This window comes from Pseudomonas sp. NPDC007930 (assembly GCF_042958985.1).
Classification (GTDB): Bacteria; Pseudomonadota; Gammaproteobacteria; order Pseudomonadales; family Pseudomonadaceae; genus Aquipseudomonas.
Window position 1 is genome coordinate 306,943 of the sequence record NZ_JBIBKC010000006.1, and the last position, 19,274, is coordinate 326,216.

The following is a 19,274-nucleotide window of genomic DNA, read 5'->3' on the forward strand; positions in this document are numbered from 1 at the left end:
AGTTGTCCATGAACGAAGCAACCGAAGCCGTTTTCACCCGTACCGGCCCGCTGATGGAAGCCGCCAGCTACCCACAATGGGCCCAGCAACTGGTGCGCGACTGCAGTATCGCCAAGCAGCGGGTGGTCAACCATGAGTTCTACCAGAAGCTGCGCGACAACGCGCTCAGTGCCAGCACCATGCGCCAGTACCTGATCGGTGGCTGGCCAGTGGTGGAGCAATTCTCCCTGTACATGGCGCAGAACCTCACCAAAACCCGCTACGCCCGCAGCCCAGGCGAAGACATGGCGCGGCGCTGGCTGATGCGCAACATCCGCGTGGAGCTGAACCACGCCGACTACTGGGTGCACTGGGCCCAGGCCCACGGCGTAACCCTCGAAGACCTGCAAGCGCAGAAGGTCGCGCCCGAGCTTATGGCCCTGAGCCACTGGTGCTGGCACACCAGCGCCTCAGACAGCCTGATCATCGGCATGGCCGCCACCAACTACGCCATCGAAGGCGCCACCGGTGAATGGGCGCACATCGTGTGTTCGCAAGACACCTACGCCGAGGCCTTCCCGGCCGAGGGCCGCAAGCGCGCGATGCGCTGGCTGGCGCTGCACGCCGAATACGACGACGCGCACCCCTGGGAAGCGTTGGAAATCATCTGCACCCTGGCTGGCCTGCAGCCCTCGCGCAGCCTGCAGGCTGAGCTGCGGCGGGCGATCTGCAAGAGCTACGACTACATGTACCTGTTCCTCGAACGCTGCATGGAGCTCGAGCACAAAACCGCCGGCGCGCGCGCCGAGGCGGTCACGGCCTGAGGGTTACTGCGCGTTCAAGGCCTGGCCGTTCACCGCGGCGCTGTCGGGCCCCATCAAGTACAAGTACACCGGCATGATCTGCGCCGGTGCCGGCACCCGTTGTGGGTCTTCATCCGGGTACGCCGCGGCGCGCATCGCCGTGCGGGTACCGCCCGGGTTGATGCTGTTCGCCCGCAGCGGGGTGCCGGCCAGTTCGTCGGCCAGGGTTTGCATCAAGCCTTCGGTGGCGAACTTCGACACCGCGTAGGCCCCCCAGTGGGCCCGCCCCTTACGCCCGACGCTGCTGGAGGTGAACACCACCGAGGCATCGCCGGGCGCTTTGCGCAGCAAGGGCAACAGCGCGCGGGTGAGGGCGAAGGTGGCATTCACATTGACTTGCATCACCCGGGCGAATTCACTGGCCGGGGTGTGTTCTACCGCCGCCCGCGGGCCGAGCAGGGAGGCGTTGTGCAGCAGGCCGTCGAGGTGGCCGCCCAGCTCCGCGGCCAGCGCGGTGTAGTCGGCCGCCTCCGCGTGCTCGAGGTCCAGCGCGACCAACTGGGCCGGGGCATGCCCGGCCGCGGCGAGGGCCTGGGCGGTGTGCGCCAGGCTTTCGCGGTCGCGGCCGAGCAGCACCAATTGGGCGCCGTGGGCGGCGTAGGCCAGCGCGGCTGCCGCGCCAATCCCGCGGCTGGCGCCGGTGACCAGAATGCGCCGGCCCTGAAGCAGGCCGGGTGGGGCGTGGTAGGCGAACATGCTCAGCACCCGCACAAGGCGTGGTCGAGCACCCGGCGCAGCTCGTGGGGGCTGCTCACCACCACGTCGGCGCCCCAGTGGCTGGGGTTGTCGTGGGGGTGAATGTAGCCAAAGCTGACCGCCGCAGTGCGGGTGCCCGCCGCCAGGCCGGCTTCGATGTCGCGCAGGTCGTCGCCCACGAACAGCACGCTTTCCGGCGGCAGGCCGAGCTGGCGGCAGGCCAGTTCGAGCATTTCCGGGTCAGGCTTGGCCCGCGCCACGTGGTCGGGGCACACCAGTACCTTCGAGCGCTCGGCCAGGCCCAGGCGCTGCATGATCGGCTCGGCGAAGCGCAGCGGTTTGTTGGTCACCACGCCCCAGGGCAGGCGCGCGTGGTCGAGGTCGGCCAGCAGTTGCTCCATGCCGTCGAAGGGCCGGGTGTGCACCGCGCAGCCTTCGAGGTAACGCTCGAGAAACTCCAGGCGCAGCGCCTCGAATTCCTCGGCTTCCGGTGACAGCGCAAAGGTGGCGCTGACCATCGCCCGGGCGCCGCCGGAAATCACATCGCGCACCCACTGTGGGTCAACCGCTGGCAGTTGCCGGGCTTGCAGCATGGCCTGGCAGATGGCGATGAAGTCCGGGGCGGTGTCGAGCAGCGTCCCATCCATGTCGAACAGCACGGCGCGCAGTTTCATGGTCAGGCCTCGCGCACGGTCTGGATCATGTAGTTCACGTCGACGTCGTTGGCCAGCTTGTAGTGCTTGGTCAGCGGGTTGTAGGTCAGGCCGATCATGTCTTTCACCGCCAGCCCGGCGCCGCGGCTCCAGTTGCCCAGCTCGGAAGGGCGGATGAATTTCTTGAAGTCATGGGTACCGCGCGGGAGCATCTTCAGCACGTACTCGGCGCCGATGATGGCGAACAGGTAGGCCTTGGGGTTGCGGTTGATGGTGGAAAAAAACACCTGGCCGCCGGGCTTGACCATCGTGTAGCAGGCGCGGATCACCGAGGCAGGGTCTGGCACGTGCTCGAGCATTTCGAGGCAGGTGACCACGTCGAACTGGCCGGGCATTTCTTCGGCCAGGGCTTCGGCGGTCACCTGCCGGTAGGTCACCTGCACGCCGGACTCCAACTGGTGCAGCTGGGCCACCGCCAGTGGTGCTTCGCCCATGTCGATGCCCATCACTTCGGCACCGCGCTGGGCCATTGCCTCGCTGAGGATGCCGCCGCCGCAGCCTACGTCGAGTACGCGTTTGCCGGCCAGGCTGGCGCGCTCGTCGATCCAGTTGACCCGCAGCGGGTTGATTTCGTGCAGCGGCTTGAATTCGCTTTCACGGTCCCACCAGCGATGGGCCAGGGCTTCGAATTTGGCGATTTCCGCGTGGTCGACGTTGCTCATTGAAACTCCTCAAAAAACGTGAAAAACGGTAAAGCCACCCCGGCTCGGCCCGGGTGGTACTAGAGGCTTCCGGCGCCGCCGATACGCTCGTCCCAGGCCTGGGCGCGGGCAAGCAGGGCGGGCTCATCGAGGGTGCGCAGTTGGCGCTCTTCGAGCAGCGCGCGGCCCTCGACCCACACATGGCGCACGCAGTCGCGGCTGCTGGCGTAGATCAGTTGCGACACCGGGCAGTACAGCGGCTGCTGGGCCAGCCCGGAGAGGTCGAAGGCGGTGATGTCGGCCGCCTTGCCCACTTCCAGCGAGCCAATGTGCTCGGCCAGGCCCAGCGCGCGGGCGCCGTTCAAGGTGGCCATGCGCAATGCCTGGTGGGCATTCAGCGCGGTGGCCGAGCCTGCCACGGCCTTGGCCAGCAGCGCCGCGGTACGGGTTTCGCCGAGCAGGTCGAGGTCGTTGTTGCTGGCGGCGCCGTCGGTGCCCACGGCCACGTTCACCCCGGCCTGCCATAGCCGCTCGACCGGGCAAAAGCCACTGGCGAGCTTGAGGTTGGACTCCGGGCAGTGCACCACGCTGGCGTTGTATTCGACCAACAGGGCGAGGTCGTCGTCGTTGATCTGGGTCATGTGCACCGCCTGCAGGCGCGGGCCCAGCAGGCCAAGGCGGGCCAGCCGGGCGAGCGGGCGCTCCTGGTGCTCGGCGAGGGCCTGCTGCACCTCCACGGCGGTTTCGTGCACGTGCATCTGCACCGGGGCGTCGAGCTGGTTGGCCAGCATGCAGACCTTTTCGAGGCTTTCGTCGCCCACCGTATAAGGCGCGTGGGGGCCAAAGGCGATGCTCAGCCGCGGGTGCTCGCGGTAGGCGTCGAACAGCTCCACCGCCTGGCTCAGGGCGTGGTCCGCGGTGGCCGCGCCAGGGATCGGGAAGTCGATGATCGGCGCCGCCACCTGGGCGCGAATGCCGCTGGCATGAATGCGCTCGCAGGCGGCCTGGGGGTAGAAGTACATGTCGGAGAAGCAGCTGATGCCGCCCTTGAGCTGCTCGGCGATGGCCAGGTCAGTGCCATCGCGAACGAACGCTTCGTCGACCCAGCGCGCCTCGGCCGGCCAGATGTGCTGTTCGAGCCAGGTCATCAGTGGCAGGTCGTCGGCCAGGCCGCGGAACAGGGTCATCGCCGCGTGGCCGTGGGCGTTGACCAGCCCGGGGGTGAGCAGGCAGCCAGGCAGCTCACGCACCTCGACGGCCGCGGGCGCTTGCTCGCGTGGGCCAAGCCAGGCGATGCGGCCCTCGCTCACGCCCAGCCCGTGGCCCCGCAGCACCACCCCGGCAGGCTCCACCGGCACCAACCAGGTCGGCAGCAGGAGCAGGTCCAGGGGGGCGGGGCGGGCGGGCATGGGGTGCTTCCGTCTACAGTCAATAGGGCAAGGGCGCAGTATACCCGAGCGTCAGGTATAATCGGGCGCTTTTGAAGTACGTATCCGGGGAGTGTGGCATGCGCGATCGTTTATTGGCTGCCGAAAAGATAAAGGCCATCGATTGGCGCGACGGCGCGTTGTTCCTGCTCGATCAGCGCGTGTTGCCAAAGGTGCAAACCTGGCTGCGTTACGACTCTGCCGCGGCCGTGGCCGAAGCGATCCGCACCATGGTAGTCCGCGGTGCCCCGGCCATTGGCATTGCCGCCGGTTACGGCGTGGCCCTGGCCGCCCGTGAGCGGCTGGCCGCTGGCGGCCAGTGGCGCGCCGGGGTGGCGGCCGACATCGCCCTGCTCGCCGCTGCCCGGCCCACCGCGGTCAACCTGTTCTGGGCGCTGAACCGCATGCGCGAGCGCCTCGAACGCCTGGCCGACGATGCCGGCGTGATCGCCGCGCTCGACGCCGAAGCGCAGTTGATCCACGAAAGCGACCGCGAAGCCAACCTGACCATGGCCCAACTGGGGGTCGACTTGATCCGCAAGCGCCAGGGCCACCCGCAGGTGCTGCTCACCCATTGCAACGCCGGGGCGCTGGCCACCGGTGGCTTCGGCACGGCGCTGGGGGTGATCCGCGGCGCCTGGCTCGAGGGGTTGGTGGAACAGGTGTACGCCGATGAAACCCGGCCCTGGCTGCAGGGCTCGCGGCTGACCGCCTGGGAACTGGCCGAAGACGGCATCCCGGTGACCGTCAACGCCGACTCGGCGGCGGCGCACATCATGCGCACCAAGGGCGTGACCTGGGTGATCGTCGGCGCCGACCGCATCGCCGCCAATGGTGATGTCGCCAACAAGATTGGCACCTACGGGCTGGCGGTCAATGCCATGCACCACGACGTGCGCTTCATGGTGGTGGCGCCTAGTTCAACGCTGGACATGAGCCTCGAAAACGGCGAAGACATCGTCCTCGAAGCGCGCGACGGCGCTGAGCTGGTGGGGGAGGGCGCGCCGGTGGCGGCGTTCAACCCGGTGTTCGACGTGACCCCAGCGGACCTGATCGACGTGATCGTGACCGAGAAAGGCGTGGTCGAGCGGCCGAATGCGGCGAAGATGTCGGCTTTGATGTGTAGGAAACGGCTTCATTGAAGCCGTTTCCAGGGGCAAGGGGGCAGCTGCAAGCTGCAAGTTAAGGCAAGAGCAAGAGCGTTTGGTGCTTTTGCTTTTGCTTTTGCTGTTGCTTTTACTTGCAGCTTGCCACTTCAAACTTGCCCTGGGGGGGGAATCACCCCCCCAAGTATGCCTCCCGCACCGCGGGGTCGGTCAGCAAGGCTTCGCCCGTCCCTTGCATCACCACCCGGCCGTTCTCCAGCACATAGGCGCGGTCGGCGACTTTCAGCGCCTGGTTGGCGTTCTGCTCGACCAGGAACACCGTCACGCCGTCGCGGCGCAGTTGCTCGATGATGTCGAAGATCTGCTGGATGATGATCGGCGCCAGCCCCAGCGAGGGCTCGTCGAGCAGCAGTAGCTTGGGTTTGCTCATCAGCGCGCGGCCGATGGCGAGCATCTGCTGCTCGCCGCCCGACATGGTGCCGCCACGCTGGTTGAAGCGCTCCTTCAGCCGCGGGAACAGCGCCAGCACCTTGTCCATCTGCTCCTGGTAATCGCCCTTGGCGGTGAAGAACCCACCCATGGCGAGGTTTTCCTCGACCGTCAGGCGGGCGAACACCCGGCGGCCTTCGGGCACCACGGCGATGCTCTTGCGCATGATCTGCGCCGATTCCTGGCCCACCAGCTCTTCGCCGAGGTAGCGGATGCTGCCGGCATGGGCGCGCGGGGCGCCGCAGAGGGTCATCAGCAGGGTCGACTTGCCGGCGCCGTTGGCGCCGATCAGGGTGACGATTTCGCCTTGGTTGATCTCGACGTTAACGCTGTGCAGCGCCTGGATCTTGCCGTAGAAGGTGGAAACATTTTCAAACTGAAGCATCAGGCTTCCCCCAGGTAGGCTTTGATCACGTCGGGGTTGTCGCGCACCTGTTCGGGCGTACCGTCGGCCAGGGGCATGCCCTGGTTGATCACCACGATGTGGTCGGAAATGCTCATCACCAGCTTCATGTCGTGCTCGATCAACAACACCGTGGCGTTGTATTCCTCGCGCAGCACGCCGATCAACGCCTTGAGGTCGTCGGTTTCCCGTGGGTTGAGGCCGGCGGCGGGTTCGTCGAGCATCAGGATGCGTGGGCGGGTCATCATGCAGCGGGCGATTTCCAGCCGGCGCTGCTGGCCATAGGCCAGGGTGCCGGCGGGGCGGTTGGCCATGTCTTTCAGGTCAACCCGCTCCAGCCAATGCTCGGCGTACTCCATCGCCTCGCGCTCGCTGCGGCGAAAGCCCGGGGTTTTGAACAGGCCCGAGAAGAAGTTGGTGTTCAGGTGCCGGTGCTGGGCGATCAGCAGGTTTTCCACCGCGGTCATGTCTTTGAACAGCCGCACGTTCTGGAAGGTGCGCACCACGCCCTTGCGGGCGATGGCGTGGCCGGGCAGGCCCTGGATCTGCTCGCCGTCGAGCACGATGGTGCCGGCGGTGGGGCGGTAGAAGCCGGTCAGGCAGTTGAACACGGTGGTCTTGCCGGCGCCGTTGGGGCCGATCATCGACACCACCTGTTTTTCCTTGACCACCATCCCCACGCCGTTCACGGCCAGCAGGCCGCCAAAGCGCATCGCCAGGCCAGAAACTTCAAGAATATTCTTCTGGCTCATCGGCGCAGCTCCAGGTGAGGGCGCTGCATCGGCAAGAAGCCTTGTGGGCGCCAGACCATCATCAGCACCATCAGGGCGCCGAACATCAACATGCGGTAGTCGCTGAATTCACGCATCAGCTCGGGCAGCAGGATCATCACGATCGCCGCCAGGATCACGCCCAACTGCGAGCCCATGCCGCCGAGCACCACGATGGCGAGGATGATCGCCGACTCGATGAAGGTGAACGACTCGGGGGTGATCAGCCCCTGGCGGGCGGCGAAGAAGCTGCCGGCGAAACCGGCGAAGGCGGCGCCCAGAGTAAAGGCCGAAAGTTTGATCACGGTGGGGTTCAGGCCCAGCGCGCGGCAGGCGATTTCATCCTCGCGCAGCGCTTCCCAGGCGCGGCCGATCGGCATGCGCAGCAGGCGGTTGATCACGAACAGCGCGACCAGCGCCAGCAGCAGGGCGATCAGGTACAGGTACACCACCTTGTCGGCGGAGTTGTAGTCGAGGTTGAAGAACTGGTGGAAGGTTTGCCCGCCATCCGGCGCGCGGCGTTCCAGGGTGAGGCCGAAGAAGGTCGGTTTCTCGATGTTGCTGATGCCGTTGGGGCCGCCGGTGATGCCGGTAAGGTTACGCAGGAAGATGCGGATGATCTCACCGAAGCCGAGGGTCACGATGGCCAGGTAATCCCCGCGCAAACGTAGCACCGGGAAGCCCAGCACGAAGCCGAACAGCGCGGCGAGCAGGCCGGCCAGCGGCAGGCACTCCCAGAAGCTCAGGCCGAAGTAATGCGACAGCAGCGCGTAACCGTAGGCGCCCACCGCGTAGAAGCCCACATAGCCGAGGTCGAGCAGGCCGGCCAGGCCGACCACGATGTTCAGGCCCAGGCCGAGCATCACGTAGATGAGGATCAGCGTGGCGGTGTCGACCGCCCCGCGCGAGCCGAAGAACGGCCAGATGAACGCCACCACGATCAACGCCGCCAGGCCCCAGCGCTGGGTGCTGGGGAGGGTCAGGTAGTTGCTCACCTGGGCGGGCACCAGCGGCTTGCCCGAACCCTTGCGCAGGCGGGCGATGGGCTCGGCGAACAGCACGCGCAGGAACAGCAGCAGCGAGCAGCCGGCGATCAGCCACAGGGTAGAGGCATCGGCGCCCTGCACCTGCAGGGTCACGCCTTCGAAGGCCAGCTTCAGGCCAAACACCGGGTAGGCCACGGCCCAGACCAGCGCGGCACTGAACAGTGCCTGTTTAAACAGCTTGCTCATACTTTTTCAACCTCCGGGCGGCCGAGGATGCCGGTGGGGCGGAACAGCAGCACCAACACCAGCAGGCCAAAGGCGACCACGTCTTTGTACTGGTCGCCGAACACGTCGGCGCCGAAGGCTTCGGCCACGCCCAGCACCAGGCCACCGAGCATGGCGCCGGGGATGCTGCCGATGCCGCCGAGCACTGCCGAGGTAAAGGCCTTCAGGCCCACCAAGAACCCCGCATAGGGGTTGATCACGCCGTATTGCATCGACAGCAGCATGGCCGCTACCGCCGCCAGCGCCGCGCCGATCACGAAGGTCAGGGCGATCACGCTGTTGGTGTTGATGCCCAGCAGGTTGGCCATTTTCATGTCTTCGGCGCAGGCGCGGCAGGCGCGGCCCATGCGCGAGCGGGAGATGAACAGGGTCAGGCCGAACATGGTTGCCAGGGTGACCAGGAACACCAGCACCTGCATGTAAGACACCAGTACTTCCTGGTTGCCGCCGGGGCCGAAGCTGAAGTTGCCGGGCAGCAGGTTGGGGATCGCCCAGTTACCCGAGCCCTGGGACAACTGCACGGCGTTCTGCAGGAAGATCGACATGCCGATCGCCGAGATCAGTGGGATCAACCGGTTGCTGCCGCGCAGCGGGCGGTAGGCCACCCGCTCGATGCTGTAGCCGTAGGCGCTGGTGACGATGATGGCGCCAGCGAAGCCGGCGATCATCAGCACCGGCAGGCTGTGGATGCCCATCATGGCCAGGCCCGCGAGGACGATGAAGGCCACGTAGGAGCCGATCATGTACACCTCGCCGTGGGCGAAGTTGATCATGCCGATAATGCCGTACACCATCGTGTAGCCGATGGCGATCAGCGCATAGGTGCTGCCAACGGTCAGGCCGTTGATCAGCTGTTGTAGGTAGTGAAACAAGTCGGGCATGTGCCGCGCTCCTAAAAACCGGGGGCGTTCTTTAGCGGCCTCCCTGGCGCGTTGCCACGGGTAGACGCCACCAGCGAACCGCGGGTAACGGTTTTTTTGAGATTTTCAGGTAATTATAAAAAGCCGTGGGAGAGCAGCGCCGCTGCCCTCCCACGGTGGGCCGCCCCACAAGGAGGCGGCTGGCGGCGAATTACTTCGCCTCGGTCTTCGGTTTACCGTAGTGCCATTCGTAAACGACGAACTGGAAGTCTTTCAGGTCGCCCTTGTCGTCGTAGGCCAGCTTGCCGATCGGGGTGTCGAAGCTGCCGGCGCGGATGGCATCGGCCACCTTGGCGGTGTCTTCGCTCTTGGCCGCGGTGATGCCGTCGGCGATGACCTGCACGGCCGAGTAGGACGGGAACACGAACGGGCCGCTCGGGTCTTGTTTCTTGTCCTTGAAGGCGGCGGTCAGGGCCTGGTTTTTCGGGTCCGAGTCAAACGACTTCGGCAGGGTGACCAGCAGGCCTTCGGAGGCTTCGCCGGCGATCTGCGAGATCGAGTCGTTGCCCACGCCCTCAGGGCCCATGAACTTGGCGTTCAGGCCTTTTTCCTTCGACTGGCGCAGGATTTGCCCCAGCTCCGGGTGGTAGCCACCGTAGTAGACGAAGTCGACGTTGTTCTGCTTGAGCTTGGCGATCAGCGAGGAGAAGTCCTTGTCGCCGGCGTTGATGCCTTCGAACACGGCAACCTTCACGCCCTTGGCGTCGAGGGTTTTCTTCACCGAGGTGGCGATGCCTTCGCCGTATTGCTGTTTGTCGTGGATCACCGCCACGACCTTGGGCTTGATGTGGTCGGCGATCCAGTTGCCGGCGACCGGGCCCTGGGCGCTGTCCAGGCCGATGGTGCGGAACACCAGCTTGTAGCCACGGGTGGTGATGTCGGGGCTGGTGGCCGCCGGGGTGACCATGATGATGCCTTCGTCTTCGTACACGTCGGACGCAGGCTGGGTGGAGCTGGAGCACAGGTGGCCGACCACGAACTTGACGCCGTCATTGACGACCTTGTTCGCCACGGCGACGGCCTGTTTCGGGTCGCAGGCGTCGTCGTACTCGACGGCTTCCAGCTTCTTGCCGGCAACGCCGCCCTTGGCGTTGATCTGCTCGATGGCCATTTTCGCGCCGTTGAACTGCATGGTGCCGTATTCGGCGACCGGGCCGGTTTTCGGGCCGGCGATGCCGATCTTGATGGTGTCGGCGGCGAACGAATAGCTCGCGGCGCCGGCCAGTACCATGGCGGCGAACAGCTTGGTCATCCTGGTTGCGTTATGCATAGTGCTCCACTCTCGTTGTATTTTTTTATAGTCCGTGCGGCGGTGGCCGCTGGACCGGGTAACAGGGCCTCACCAGCCCTTGTGGGGATGGCGTTACCCATCGAACCAAACCCGGCACCCCCTCGGAGTATCGCGCAGTGTAGAGTGCGCGTTGCTACCTTGAAAGCAGGGTGCCTTGCCAGGGGTGTAGCGGTGTCGCCTGGATGAAAGTTACTTATAGAATGGTGCCAGTCAGGCCCTTTCATCCGGCGCCTGGGCCCGGATTTTCAGTGTTTCCATCTGCCCTTGGGTTTTTGCTACCGGGTTTTTCCGGGGCCCGCCAACCGGTATGATCGGCGCCTTTTTCATGCCCGGTGAACACGATGACCGAACAGACAAGCACCCTCTATGCCAAATTGCTCGGCGAAACCGCGCGCATCGAGTGGGAGGCATTGCAACCGTTCTTCGCCCGTGGCGCACTGTTGTGGGTCGCGCCCAGCCTCGATCTGATCGAGGTGGCCGTGGCGGTGGCCGAAGACCAGCGCGACAAGGTCGCCGCCTGGTTGGCCGCCGGCACCGTCGAGAAGCTGTCAAGCGCGCGGGCCCAAGGCTTTGTCGAAGCCGCGCCGGCACTGTGGGCGGTGGTGGTGTCGCCGTGGGTGTTGGTCCAGGACCGGGCGTGAGCTAGCGCCTTGCATCGTTCTGGTGCGTTGGCCGCAAAAAGCTCACCGGTGCCACCGCCGCGGCCGGCGGGGTGGCGTCATAGACCACCGCGGTGTCCCGCCCCAGGGCTTTGCAGCGGTACAGCGCTACATCGGCGCGTTTGAGCAGTTCGCTGGCCGTGCTGCCTTGGTCTGGGCACAGGCAGATACCGATGCTGGTGGTCACTTGCAGGGTGCACCCGGCCAGCGCCAGTGGCGCGGCCAGGCAGCGGCGGATCCGCTCGGCCACCGCCAGGGCTTCTTCGCGGGTGTACAGCTCCAGCACCACGCAGAATTCATCGCCGCCCAGGCGCGCGGCGAGGTCGCCTGGCTGGCGCACCACGGCGCGCAAGGCATCGGCCAGCGCGCGCAGGGCGGCGTCGCCGGCATCATGGCCGTGCTGGTCGTTGACCGCCTTGAAGTGGTCGATGTCCAGGCACATCAGCGCCAGCTTGTGCTTGCCGTTGCGCTGCGCCAGTTTTGCCTCGAAGGCCTGGTTGAAGCCGCGGCGGTTGAGCAGGTCGGTCAGGGTGTCGTGGCTGGCGGCGTATTCCAGCGCGGCGCGGGCCTGGTTCAGTTCATCGACCAGGGCGTTCATTTTCCGCAGGTCGCGCTCTTTGCGTTGCAGTTGCTTGGCCGAGAGGGTGGCGGTCAGGCAGCAAATAAATAGCAACAAGGTGATGCAGGCCACCGTCAGGGCCAGTTGCAGGCTGTTGCCGTTGGGGTGCGCCTGGCTGCTGGCATGGGCCGGGGCCACCAGTTGCAGCGCCCACATGCCGGTGAAGTGGGTGCCAACGATGCCGGCGCCCATCGCCAGGCCGGCGCCCAGTTTCAGCCAGCGGCCATAGCGGCCGTGCTCCTGGCGCAGGCCGCGGCCCAGCAGCAGCGCGGCCAGGCTGGCGGCCACCGCCAGGGCCAGGCTCAGGGCGAACGGCCCAAGCCGGTAATGTTGCTGGGCGTGGGCGTGCATCGCGGCCATGCCCACGTAATGCATGGCCGCGATGGCGCCACCGATGCCCAGCGCGCACAGGGCGTAGGCCAGGGCGGATAATTGCGGGCGCGCCAGCGCGGCCATCAGCGCGCTGCCGGCGATGGCGGCGATCAGCAGCGACACCAGGGTAATGCCGAGGTCGTAATGGGCGCCCATCGCCGGTTCGAACGCCAGCATGCTGATGAAGTGCATCGCCCAGATGCCGCCGCCCAGGCACCCGGCGCCCAAGGCGCTCCACTGCCGGCGCGAACGGCGGCGCTCGGCCTGGTGCAGGCGTTCGTTGATGTCCAGGGTGGCGTAACTGCCGGCGCAGGCCACCAGGTACGCCAACGCCACCAGCGCCGGTTGGTGCTGGGCGTCGAGAAACACAAAGCCCGGCGCGGGGAGGGCCGCGCCCCATTGAATGCCAAGCCAGTCCATAGCCATAGCGACCTCGATACGACAAGATTCGAAGATGTAACAGCCCTGAATATATCCCTCGTGATGGCACATTGGAGCCAATTCTGACGAGTGGGCTGTGAGGGTGTTCACAACCTTGCGCTGTGCTACCGTGGCCGCCACTTTTCCCTGGAGGCCGCTGCATGACCCTCGTTCGCCCCCTGTTGCTGGCGGCTGTGCTGCCGTTGTTTGGCGGTTGCCAATGGCTTGATGTTTCCCATGGCGATGCCGCGCCGCAGGCGCTGAGCGGGCAAAGCCGCATGCAAGGCAGCCTCACCGCTGAGGGCGGGCACCTGCTGTTCACCCCGTGCGAATCGCCGCGCACGTTTATCGTTACCGACGCGGGCGGCACTGGCGTGTTGCAGGAAGCCACCACCCTGGCCAGCCTGGGCAAGCCGCTGTACGCCGACGTGCGTGGGCGCTTCGACGGCAACAGCGTGGAGGGCCAGCCCGGCCAGTTGGCCCTGCAGGGGCTTAACCGGGTAGAGAGCGCCAGCCAGGAATGCCAGAACAAAAACTACAAGCTGATGCAGTTCTACGCCGATGGCCACGGCCCGAATTGGGTGGCCCGGGCCAATGCCCAGGGCTTGCTGATCGAGCGCGAAGGCCAGCCGCCGCTGGCGGTGCCCTATGTCGAAGAGCAAGCGCCCGGCGGCGGCGTCAGCCTGGCCAGTGATGCCAACCACCAGCACATCCAGCTGTGGCTGGCGCCACAGCGCTGCGAGAGCGGGCCGCGGGTGAGCTTCCTCTCCGCCGAACTGCGCATTGGCGACCAGGTACTGCGCGGTTGTGGTTACCCGGGCGGCGCGCGCGAGCAGTAACCGGCGCGGGCGCGTATAATCGCGCCCTCGCTTTCGCCGCGCGGCGGCCCCTGGACGTTTTCATGCTACGAATCACCGAACTCAAACTGCCCCTGGATCACCCCGAAGCCGCCCTGCGCGGCGCGCTGCTGGCGCGCCTGGGGCTGGCCGACAGTGAGCTCACCGGTTTCACCGTGTTCAAGCGCAGCTACGACGCGCGCAAGAAGAACAGCGAGATGCTGTTCATCTACACGCTGGATTTTTCCGTGCGCGACGAAGCCGCGTTGCTGGCGCGCCTGGGCGACGACGCAAAAGTCGGCCCGGCGCCGGATGTAACCTACAGGTTCGTCGGCCATGCCGCCCAGCCCCTGGCCGAACGGCCGTTGGTGGTGGGCTTTGGCCCTTGCGGTATTTTCGCCGCGCTGGTGCTGGCGCAAATGGGCCTGCGCCCGATCGTGCTCGAGCGCGGCAAGGAAGTGCGCCAGCGCACCCAGGACACCTGGGGCCTGTGGCGCAAAAGCGTGCTCAACCCCGAATCGAACGTGCAGTTCGGCGAGGGCGGCGCGGGCACCTTTTCCGACGGCAAGCTCTACAGCCAGATCAAAGACCCGCACCACCACGGGCGCAAGGTTCTCGAAGAGTTCGTCAAGGCCGGCGCGCCGGACGAAATCCTCTACGTCAACAAGCCGCACATCGGCACCTTCCGCCTGACCAGCATGGTCGAGCACATGCGCGCCGACATCATCGCCCTGGGCGGCGAGATTCGCTTTCAGCACAAGGTCACCGACCTGCTGACCGAAGGCGAGCAACTCGAAGGCGTGGTGCTGGAGAACGGCGAGCAGCTGCGTTCGCGCCACGTGGTGCTGGCCCTGGGGCACAGCGCCCGCGACACCTTCCGCATGCTCCACGGCCGCGGCGTGTTCATGGAGGCCAAGCCGTTCTCGGTGGGCTTCCGTATCGAACACCCGCAAACGGTGATCGACAAGGCCCGCCTGGGCAAGTACGCCGGCCACCCGAAACTCGGCGCGGCGGACTACAAACTGGTCTACCACGCCAGCAACGGCCGTTCGGTCTACAGCTTCTGCATGTGCCCCGGCGGCACCGTGGTAGCGGCCACCAGCGAGCCGAACCGGGTGGTCACCAACGGCATGAGCCAGTATTCGCGCAACGAGCGCAATGCCAACTCGGGCCTGGTGGTCGGCATCGACCCGGAGCGCGACTACCCCGGCCACCCGCTGGCGGGTATCGAGTTTCAGGAGCAGCTGGAATCGGCCGCCTACGTGCTTGGCGGCAGCAACTACGAAGCGCCGGCGCAGTTGGTGGGCGACTTCCTCGCCGGCAAGGCGTCGAGCGAACTGGGCAGTGTGCAGCCGTCCTACAAGCCGGGGGTCAAGCTGATTGACCTGGCGGTCTCGCTGCCGGCCTTCGCCATCGACGCGATCCGCGAGGCGCTGCCGGCGTTCGAGCGGCAGTTGCGCGGCTACTCGATGCACGACGCAGTGCTGACCGGGATCGAAACCCGTACCTCCTCGCCGGTGCGCATCACCCGCGATGAAACCCTGCAAAGCCTGAACCTGAAGGGGTTGTACCCGGCGGGCGAGGGCGCGGGCTATGCCGGGGGGATTCTCTCCGCCGGGGTCGATGGCATTCGCGTGGCCGAGGCGGTGGGGCGCTCGATGCTGGGGGTGTGACCGCCAGGGCCTTTCCTTTTATATGGCCACGCAACCACCACCCACAAAAAACCCCGCCGAAGCGGGGTTTTTTGTAAGGCTTTTAGACCTTACTCAGGGCGAACCTGGGCGGCTTGCATGCCTTTCTGGCCTTTCTCAGCCACGAAAGAAACAGTCTGGCCTTCTTTCAGGCTTTTGAAACCGTCGGATTCGATCGCCTTGAAGTGCACGAACAGATCATCGCCGCCGCCTTGCGGGGTGATGAAGCCGTAGCCCTTCTCATCGTTGAACCATTTAACGGTGCCTTGTTGGCGATTGGACATGGGGTGTATCTCCAGAAAACATGAAATTCGGTGGTGCCGCCTCAGCTCCGCTGAGCGCGCTAGGCCATCATAGACGTAAAACGGTGCTTGGGAACCGCCTGGGCGGAAAAAAGCATGTTCAGGGGCGTAAATTATCTGTTTACGACGCTTTGCACACCTGCACCGCGGCCGTGAGGCGGTCGCGCAGCTCCACCGTCGGTGGCGGGGTGGTGCTCATCAGTTGTTGGATCTCAGCGGTGCTGAACTGTTTCTCGATCACGTCGGCGCCACAGGTGCAGTGCTTGGTCGCCTTGGTCGAGTCGACGTCCTGCTTGGCGGTGGCCACGCAATCGCTCATGTACTGGGCCTTGGCCCTGGGTGGCCAGGCCGCCTGGGCGGCCAGTGGAACGAGCAGGGCCAGTGACGCGGCCGCGAGGGTGAGCAGGCGCATGGTGTTCTCCTTGATGGGTGGCGGGCTCGCTTCATTCGAAAGGCGGCGGGCGCTCAAGTTCACAGGCCACTGGCGGATAACTGTGCTAGCATCTTCGGCCCCGGCGGTTACCGGGGCTTTTATTTTTGTTCCAGTTCATCGGTTCGGCCTGGGTTGGCCTAGCGGCCCCCGCCACTGTGAGGCGGGCGACCCCCGGATCGCGTACTGGCTCATCCCAACCCACGTGACCTTTGGTAGGGGTCACCACTAGGCAGAGGAAGCGCCATGCCCAACATTACCCTTCCGGACGGCAGCGTCCGTTCGTTCGATCATCCTGTCAGCGTGGCGGAGGTCGCCGCCAGCATCGGCGCGGGCCTGGCCAAGGCCACCGTGGCCGGCAAGGTAGACGGCCACCTGGTCGACGCCTGCGACGTCATTGCCCAGGACGCCAGCCTGCAGATCATCACCCCCAAGGATGCCGAAGGCGTAGAGATCATCCGCCACTCGTGCGCGCACCTGGTCGGCCACGCGGTCAAGCAGCTGTACCCCACGGCGAAGATGGTCATCGGCCCGGTGATCGACGAAGGCTTTTATTACGACATCGCCTACGAGCGCCCCTTCACCCCAGACGACATGGCCGCGATCGAAGCGCGCATGCGCGAGCTGATCGACAAAGACTACGACGTCATCAAGAAGGTCACCCCGCGCGCCGAGGTCATCGACCTGTTCAGCCGCCGCGGCGAAGACTACAAGCTGCGCCTGGTCGAAGACATGCCCGATGAAACCGCCATGGGCCTGTACTTCCACGAAGAATACGTAGACATGTGCCGCGGCCCGCACGTGCCGAACACGCGCTTTCTCAAGGCCTTCAAGCTGACCAAGCTGTCCGGCGCCTACTGGCGCGGCGACTCGAAGAACGAGCAGCTGCAGCGGGTCTACGGCACCGCCTGGGCGGATAAAAAGCAGCTGGCTGCCTACATCCAGCGCATCGAAGAAGCCGAAAAACGCGACCACCGCAAGCTGGGCAAGCGCCTGGGCCTGTTCCACACCCAGGAAGAAGCCCCGGGCATGGTGTTCTGGCACCCCAACGGCTGGACGGTGTACCAGGTGCTCGAGCAGTACATGCGTAAACTGCAGCGCGAGAACGGCTATCAAGAGGTGAAAACCCCGCAGATCGTCGACCGCAGCCTGTGGGAAAAGTCTGGCCACTGGGCCAACTACGCCGACAACATGTTCACCACCGAGTCCGAAAGCCGCGACTACGCCATCAAGCCGATGAACTGCCCGTGCCACGTGCAGGTGTTCAACCAGGGCCTGAAGAGCTACCGCGAGCTGCCGCTGCGCCTGGCCGAATTCGGCGCCTGCCACCGCAACGAGCCGTCCGGCGCGCTGCACGGCATCATGCGCGTGCGCGGCTTCGTGCAAGACGACGGCCATATCTTCTGCACCGAAGAGCAGATGCAGGCCGAGGCTGAGGCCTTCATCAAGCTCACCCTCGACGTGTACCGTGACTTCGGCTTCGACGAAGTGCAGATGAAGCTGTCCACTCGTCCGGAAAAACGCGTCGGCGCCGACGAACTGTGGGACCGTGCCGAGGCCGCGCTGGCCGCCTCGCTGGAGGCCGCGGGCCTGGCGTATGACCTGCAACCCGGCGAAGGCGCGTTCTACGGGCCGAAGATCGAATTCTCGTTGAAAGACTGCCTCGGCCGCGTGTGGCAGTGCGGTACCTTCCAGCTCGACTTCAACCTCCCGGTCCGCCTGGGCGCTGAATATGTGTCTGAAGACAACGACCGCCGCCACCCGGTGATGCTGCACCGCGCCATCCTCGGGTCGTTCGAGCGTTTTATCGGGATCCTCATCGAGCACTACGAGGGCGCATTCCCGGCGTGGCTGGCGCCGACCCAGGCGGTGGTGATGAACATCACCGACGCGCAGGCCGATTTTGCCCGTGAAGTCGAGGCTTCGTTGAACGCAAGCGGCTTCCGTGCCAAGTCTGACTTGAGAAACGAGAAAATTGGCTTTAAAATCCGCGAGCATACTTTGCTCAAGGTTCCGTACCTGCTGGTGATAGGGGATCGGGAGGTTGAGACGAAAACGGTCGCCGTGCGCACCCGTGAAGGCAAAGACCTGGGCACCCTGCCGGTCGCGCAATTCCACGAGCTGCTGGCACAGGCGGTTTCCCGGCGTGGTCGCCAAGAGTTGGAGTAATCATTATTAAGCGTGAAATGAGACAGGATAAACGAACTGCCCCGAAGGCCCCGATCAACGAGAATATCTCGGCCCGTGAGGTTCGGTTAATTGGCGCTGACGGCGAGCAGATTGGCATCGTCTCTATTGATGAAGCGCTTCGTATCGCTGAAGAAGCGAAGCTGGACCTGGTAGAGATCTCCGCGGAAGCGGTCCCGCCCGTGTGCCGGGTGATGGACTACGGCAAGCACCTCTTCGAGAAGAAGAAGCAGCAGAACGCCGCGAAGAAGAACCAGAAACAGATCGAAATCAAAGAAATCAAGTTTCGTCCAGGGACGGAAGAAGGGGATTACCAGGTAAAACTGCGCAACCTGGTACGTTTCCTGAGTAGCGGGGACAAGGCCAAGATCTCTCTGAGGTTCCGTGGCCGCGAAATGGCTCACCAGGAGCTGGGCATGGAGCTGTTGAAGCGGGTCGAAGCCGACCTCGCCGAATACGGCTCCGTCGAACAGCAGCCCAAAATGGAAGGGCGTCAACTGTTGATGGTCATCGCACCCAAACGCAAGAAATAACCTCCAGGGCACGGCAGGCCTTGCGGTTATATTTATCCATATGAATGCGGAGTTCCGAACATGCCAAAGATGAAAACCAAAAGTGGGGCCGCGAAGCGTTTCCTGAAAACCGCTTCCGGCTTCAAGCACAAGCACGCTTTCAAGAGCCACATCCTGACCAAGATGTCTACCAAGCGTAAGCGTCAACTGCGTGGGTCCAGCCTGATGAACCCATCTGACGTCGCAAAAGTAGAGCGCATGCTGCGCGTTCGTTGAACCTTCGGTCAAAGATAGAGGAAATAACTCATGGCTCGTGTTAAGCGTGGCGTCATTGCCCGTAAGCGTCACAAGAAAATCCTGAAGCTGGCTAAAGGCTACTACGGCGCGCGTTCGCGTGTGTTCCGTGTTGCCAAGCAAGCGGTCATCAAGGCAGGCCAATACGCCTACCGCGACCGTCGCCAGAAGAAGCGTCAGTTCCGCGCCCTGTGGATCGCTCGTATCAACGCTGGTGCTCGTACCAACGGCCTGTCTTACAGCCGTCTGATCGCTGGCCTGAAAAAAGCGTCCATCGAAATCGACCGCAAGGTTCTGGCCGACCTGGCAGTGACCGAAAAAGCGGCGTTTGCTGCGATTGTCGAGAAAGCGAAAGCCGCTCTGGCTTGAGTCCCCGGCAATCA

Annotated in this window: 21 protein-coding genes; 9 read left to right on the forward strand and 12 right to left on the reverse strand. The window is 64.8% G+C overall.

From position 1 onward, the window contains the following. The first annotated feature begins 8 nt into the window (after positions 1-8). Positions 9-803, forward strand: coding sequence for an iron-containing redox enzyme family protein (locus tag ACFZCE_RS15695; protein WP_390940528.1), 795 nt, complete (start codon positions 9-11; stop codon positions 801-803). A gap of 3 nt (positions 804-806) precedes the next feature. Here ACFZCE_RS15695 and ACFZCE_RS15700 read toward each other — a convergent pair whose 3' ends face one another. From ACFZCE_RS15700 to ACFZCE_RS15715, 4 genes are read right to left on the reverse strand one after another with little or no spacing between them, the layout of a single operon-like run. Beyond that, positions 807-1,538 carry a YciK family oxidoreductase gene (locus tag ACFZCE_RS15700; protein ID WP_390940530.1) on the reverse strand — a complete coding sequence of 244 codons (732 nt, stop codon included), beginning with the start codon at positions 1,536-1,538 and terminating at the stop codon, positions 807-809. A 2-nt stretch (positions 1,539-1,540) separates the two neighbouring features. Then, positions 1,541-2,212, reverse strand: a complete 672-nt coding sequence (gene mupP / locus ACFZCE_RS15705; protein WP_390940532.1) for an N-acetylmuramic acid 6-phosphate phosphatase MupP — start codon at positions 2,210-2,212, stop codon at positions 1,541-1,543. Between the two features lie 2 nt (positions 2,213-2,214). Further along, entirely contained in the window at positions 2,215-2,913 is a 699-nt protein-coding gene (gene ubiG / locus ACFZCE_RS15710; protein WP_390940534.1) for a bifunctional 2-polyprenyl-6-hydroxyphenol methylase/3-demethylubiquinol 3-O-methyltransferase UbiG, read from the reverse strand. 59 nt (positions 2,914-2,972) lie between these two features. Further along, positions 2,973-4,301: a TRZ/ATZ family hydrolase gene (locus tag ACFZCE_RS15715; protein ID WP_390940536.1), complete on the reverse strand. Its 1,329-nt coding sequence runs from the start codon at positions 4,299-4,301 to the stop codon at positions 2,973-2,975. 98 nt (positions 4,302-4,399) lie between these two features. Between ACFZCE_RS15715 and mtnA the strand changes: the two genes are divergently transcribed. Next, positions 4,400-5,461 (forward strand): S-methyl-5-thioribose-1-phosphate isomerase, encoded by a 1,062-nt coding sequence (gene mtnA / locus ACFZCE_RS15720; protein WP_390940538.1) that lies wholly within the window; start codon positions 4,400-4,402, stop codon positions 5,459-5,461. 136 nt (positions 5,462-5,597) lie between these two features. On the opposite strand, the gene ACFZCE_RS15725 is transcribed toward mtnA, so the two are convergent. The 5 genes from ACFZCE_RS15725 to ACFZCE_RS15745 form a co-directional block, all read right to left on the reverse strand. Beyond that, a complete protein-coding gene (locus ACFZCE_RS15725) occupies positions 5,598-6,299 on the reverse strand; it encodes an ATP-binding cassette domain-containing protein (protein ID WP_390940540.1) in 702 nt (233 codons plus the stop codon). After that, positions 6,299-7,069 carry a high-affinity branched-chain amino acid ABC transporter ATP-binding protein LivG gene (gene livG, locus ACFZCE_RS15730; RefSeq protein ID WP_390940542.1) on the reverse strand — a complete coding sequence of 257 codons (771 nt, stop codon included), beginning with the start codon at positions 7,067-7,069 and terminating at the stop codon, positions 6,299-6,301. The genes ACFZCE_RS15725 and livG overlap by 1 nt, the downstream gene beginning before the upstream one ends. Then, on the reverse strand, positions 7,066-8,319 hold the full coding sequence (locus tag ACFZCE_RS15735) for a high-affinity branched-chain amino acid ABC transporter permease LivM (protein WP_390940544.1): 1,254 nt from the start codon (positions 8,317-8,319) through the stop codon (positions 7,066-7,068). The genes livG and ACFZCE_RS15735 overlap by 4 nt, the downstream gene beginning before the upstream one ends. Then, entirely contained in the window at positions 8,316-9,239 is a 924-nt protein-coding gene (livH, locus tag ACFZCE_RS15740) for a high-affinity branched-chain amino acid ABC transporter permease LivH (RefSeq protein ID WP_390940546.1), read from the reverse strand. The genes ACFZCE_RS15735 and livH overlap by 4 nt, the downstream gene beginning before the upstream one ends. A 190-nt stretch (positions 9,240-9,429) precedes the next feature. Beyond that, complete coding sequence (locus ACFZCE_RS15745; RefSeq protein ID WP_390940548.1) at positions 9,430-10,548, reverse strand: high-affinity branched-chain amino acid ABC transporter substrate-binding protein; 1,119 nt, start codon at positions 10,546-10,548, stop codon at positions 9,430-9,432. Positions 10,549-10,910: 362 nt separating this feature from the next. Here ACFZCE_RS15745 and ACFZCE_RS15750 point away from each other — a divergent pair, with 362 nt between their 5' ends. Next, entirely contained in the window at positions 10,911-11,210 is a 300-nt protein-coding gene (locus ACFZCE_RS15750; protein WP_390940550.1) for a DUF2288 family protein, read from the forward strand. Between the two features lies 1 nt (position 11,211). On the opposite strand, the gene ACFZCE_RS15755 is transcribed toward ACFZCE_RS15750, so the two are convergent. Then, positions 11,212-12,645, reverse strand: coding sequence for a diguanylate cyclase domain-containing protein (locus ACFZCE_RS15755; RefSeq protein WP_390940552.1), 1,434 nt, complete (start codon positions 12,643-12,645; stop codon positions 11,212-11,214). A gap of 155 nt (positions 12,646-12,800) precedes the next feature. Between ACFZCE_RS15755 and ACFZCE_RS15760 the strand changes: the two genes are divergently transcribed. Together ACFZCE_RS15760 and ACFZCE_RS15765 are read left to right on the forward strand one after the other, a co-directional pair. Beyond that, on the forward strand, positions 12,801-13,478 hold the full coding sequence (locus ACFZCE_RS15760; RefSeq protein WP_390940554.1) for a hypothetical protein: 678 nt from the start codon (positions 12,801-12,803) through the stop codon (positions 13,476-13,478). A 62-nt stretch (positions 13,479-13,540) separates the two neighbouring features. Continuing rightward, positions 13,541-15,148, forward strand: coding sequence for an FAD-dependent protein (locus ACFZCE_RS15765; protein WP_390940556.1), 1,608 nt, complete (start codon positions 13,541-13,543; stop codon positions 15,146-15,148). An 89-nt stretch (positions 15,149-15,237) separates the two neighbouring features. Here ACFZCE_RS15765 and ACFZCE_RS15770 read toward each other — a convergent pair whose 3' ends face one another. Then, positions 15,238-15,450, reverse strand: a complete 213-nt coding sequence (locus ACFZCE_RS15770; RefSeq protein ID WP_390940558.1) for a cold shock domain-containing protein — start codon at positions 15,448-15,450, stop codon at positions 15,238-15,240. Positions 15,451-15,589: 139 nt separating this feature from the next. Continuing rightward, positions 15,590-15,880 (reverse strand): hypothetical protein, encoded by a 291-nt coding sequence (locus ACFZCE_RS15775; protein WP_390940560.1) that lies wholly within the window; start codon positions 15,878-15,880, stop codon positions 15,590-15,592. Positions 15,881-16,144: 264 nt separating this feature from the next. Here ACFZCE_RS15775 and thrS point away from each other — a divergent pair, with 264 nt between their 5' ends. The 4 genes from thrS to rplT are packed head-to-tail and all read left to right on the forward strand — an operon-like array spanning position 16,145 to position 19,260. After that, positions 16,145-18,067, forward strand: a complete 1,923-nt coding sequence (thrS, locus tag ACFZCE_RS15780) for a threonine--tRNA ligase (RefSeq protein WP_390940562.1) — start codon at positions 16,145-16,147, stop codon at positions 18,065-18,067. Continuing rightward, positions 18,067-18,618, forward strand: coding sequence for a translation initiation factor IF-3 (gene infC / locus ACFZCE_RS15785; RefSeq protein WP_390940644.1), 552 nt, complete (start codon positions 18,067-18,069; stop codon positions 18,616-18,618). Before thrS ends, infC begins: the two co-directional genes overlap by 1 nt. Before the next feature lie 60 nt (positions 18,619-18,678). Continuing rightward, on the forward strand, positions 18,679-18,873 hold the full coding sequence (rpmI, locus tag ACFZCE_RS15790) for a 50S ribosomal protein L35 (RefSeq protein WP_390940567.1): 195 nt from the start codon (positions 18,679-18,681) through the stop codon (positions 18,871-18,873). A 30-nt stretch (positions 18,874-18,903) separates the two neighbouring features. Beyond that, entirely contained in the window at positions 18,904-19,260 is a 357-nt protein-coding gene (gene rplT, locus ACFZCE_RS15795; RefSeq protein WP_097083861.1) for a 50S ribosomal protein L20, read from the forward strand. Positions 19,261-19,274: the final 14 nt, after the last annotated feature.

Bases quoted from the DNA above. Each gene is read 5' to 3' on its own strand.
- ACFZCE_RS15695 (WP_390940528.1), top strand. From the start codon at position 9: ATGAACGAAGCAACCGAAGCCGTTTTCACCCGTACCGGCCCGCTGATG.
- ACFZCE_RS15700 (WP_390940530.1), bottom strand. From the start codon at position 1,538: ATGTTCGCCTACCACGCCCCACCCGGCCTGCTTCAGGGCCGGCGCATT.
- mupP (WP_390940532.1), bottom strand. From the start codon at position 2,212: ATGAAACTGCGCGCCGTGCTGTTCGACATGGATGGGACGCTGCTCGAC.
- ubiG (WP_390940534.1), bottom strand. From the start codon at position 2,913: ATGAGCAACGTCGACCACGCGGAAATCGCCAAATTCGAAGCCCTGGCC.
- ACFZCE_RS15715 (WP_390940536.1), bottom strand. From the start codon at position 4,301: ATGCCCGCCCGCCCCGCCCCCCTGGACCTGCTCCTGCTGCCGACCTGG.
- mtnA (WP_390940538.1), top strand. From the start codon at position 4,400: ATGCGCGATCGTTTATTGGCTGCCGAAAAGATAAAGGCCATCGATTGG.
- ACFZCE_RS15725 (WP_390940540.1), bottom strand. From the start codon at position 6,299: ATGCTTCAGTTTGAAAATGTTTCCACCTTCTACGGCAAGATCCAGGCG.
- livG (WP_390940542.1), bottom strand. From the start codon at position 7,069: ATGAGCCAGAAGAATATTCTTGAAGTTTCTGGCCTGGCGATGCGCTTT.
- ACFZCE_RS15735 (WP_390940544.1), bottom strand. From the start codon at position 8,319: ATGAGCAAGCTGTTTAAACAGGCACTGTTCAGTGCCGCGCTGGTCTGG.
- livH (WP_390940546.1), bottom strand. From the start codon at position 9,239: ATGCCCGACTTGTTTCACTACCTACAACAGCTGATCAACGGCCTGACC.
- ACFZCE_RS15745 (WP_390940548.1), bottom strand. From the start codon at position 10,548: ATGCATAACGCAACCAGGATGACCAAGCTGTTCGCCGCCATGGTACTG.
- ACFZCE_RS15750 (WP_390940550.1), top strand. From the start codon at position 10,911: ATGACCGAACAGACAAGCACCCTCTATGCCAAATTGCTCGGCGAAACC.
- ACFZCE_RS15755 (WP_390940552.1), bottom strand. From the start codon at position 12,645: ATGGCTATGGACTGGCTTGGCATTCAATGGGGCGCGGCCCTCCCCGCG.
- ACFZCE_RS15760 (WP_390940554.1), top strand. From the start codon at position 12,801: ATGACCCTCGTTCGCCCCCTGTTGCTGGCGGCTGTGCTGCCGTTGTTT.
- ACFZCE_RS15765 (WP_390940556.1), top strand. From the start codon at position 13,541: ATGCTACGAATCACCGAACTCAAACTGCCCCTGGATCACCCCGAAGCC.
- ACFZCE_RS15770 (WP_390940558.1), bottom strand. From the start codon at position 15,450: ATGTCCAATCGCCAACAAGGCACCGTTAAATGGTTCAACGATGAGAAG.
- ACFZCE_RS15775 (WP_390940560.1), bottom strand. From the start codon at position 15,880: ATGCGCCTGCTCACCCTCGCGGCCGCGTCACTGGCCCTGCTCGTTCCA.
- thrS (WP_390940562.1), top strand. From the start codon at position 16,145: ATGCCCAACATTACCCTTCCGGACGGCAGCGTCCGTTCGTTCGATCAT.
- rpmI (WP_390940567.1), top strand. From the start codon at position 18,679: ATGCCAAAGATGAAAACCAAAAGTGGGGCCGCGAAGCGTTTCCTGAAA.
- rplT (WP_097083861.1), top strand. From the start codon at position 18,904: ATGGCTCGTGTTAAGCGTGGCGTCATTGCCCGTAAGCGTCACAAGAAA.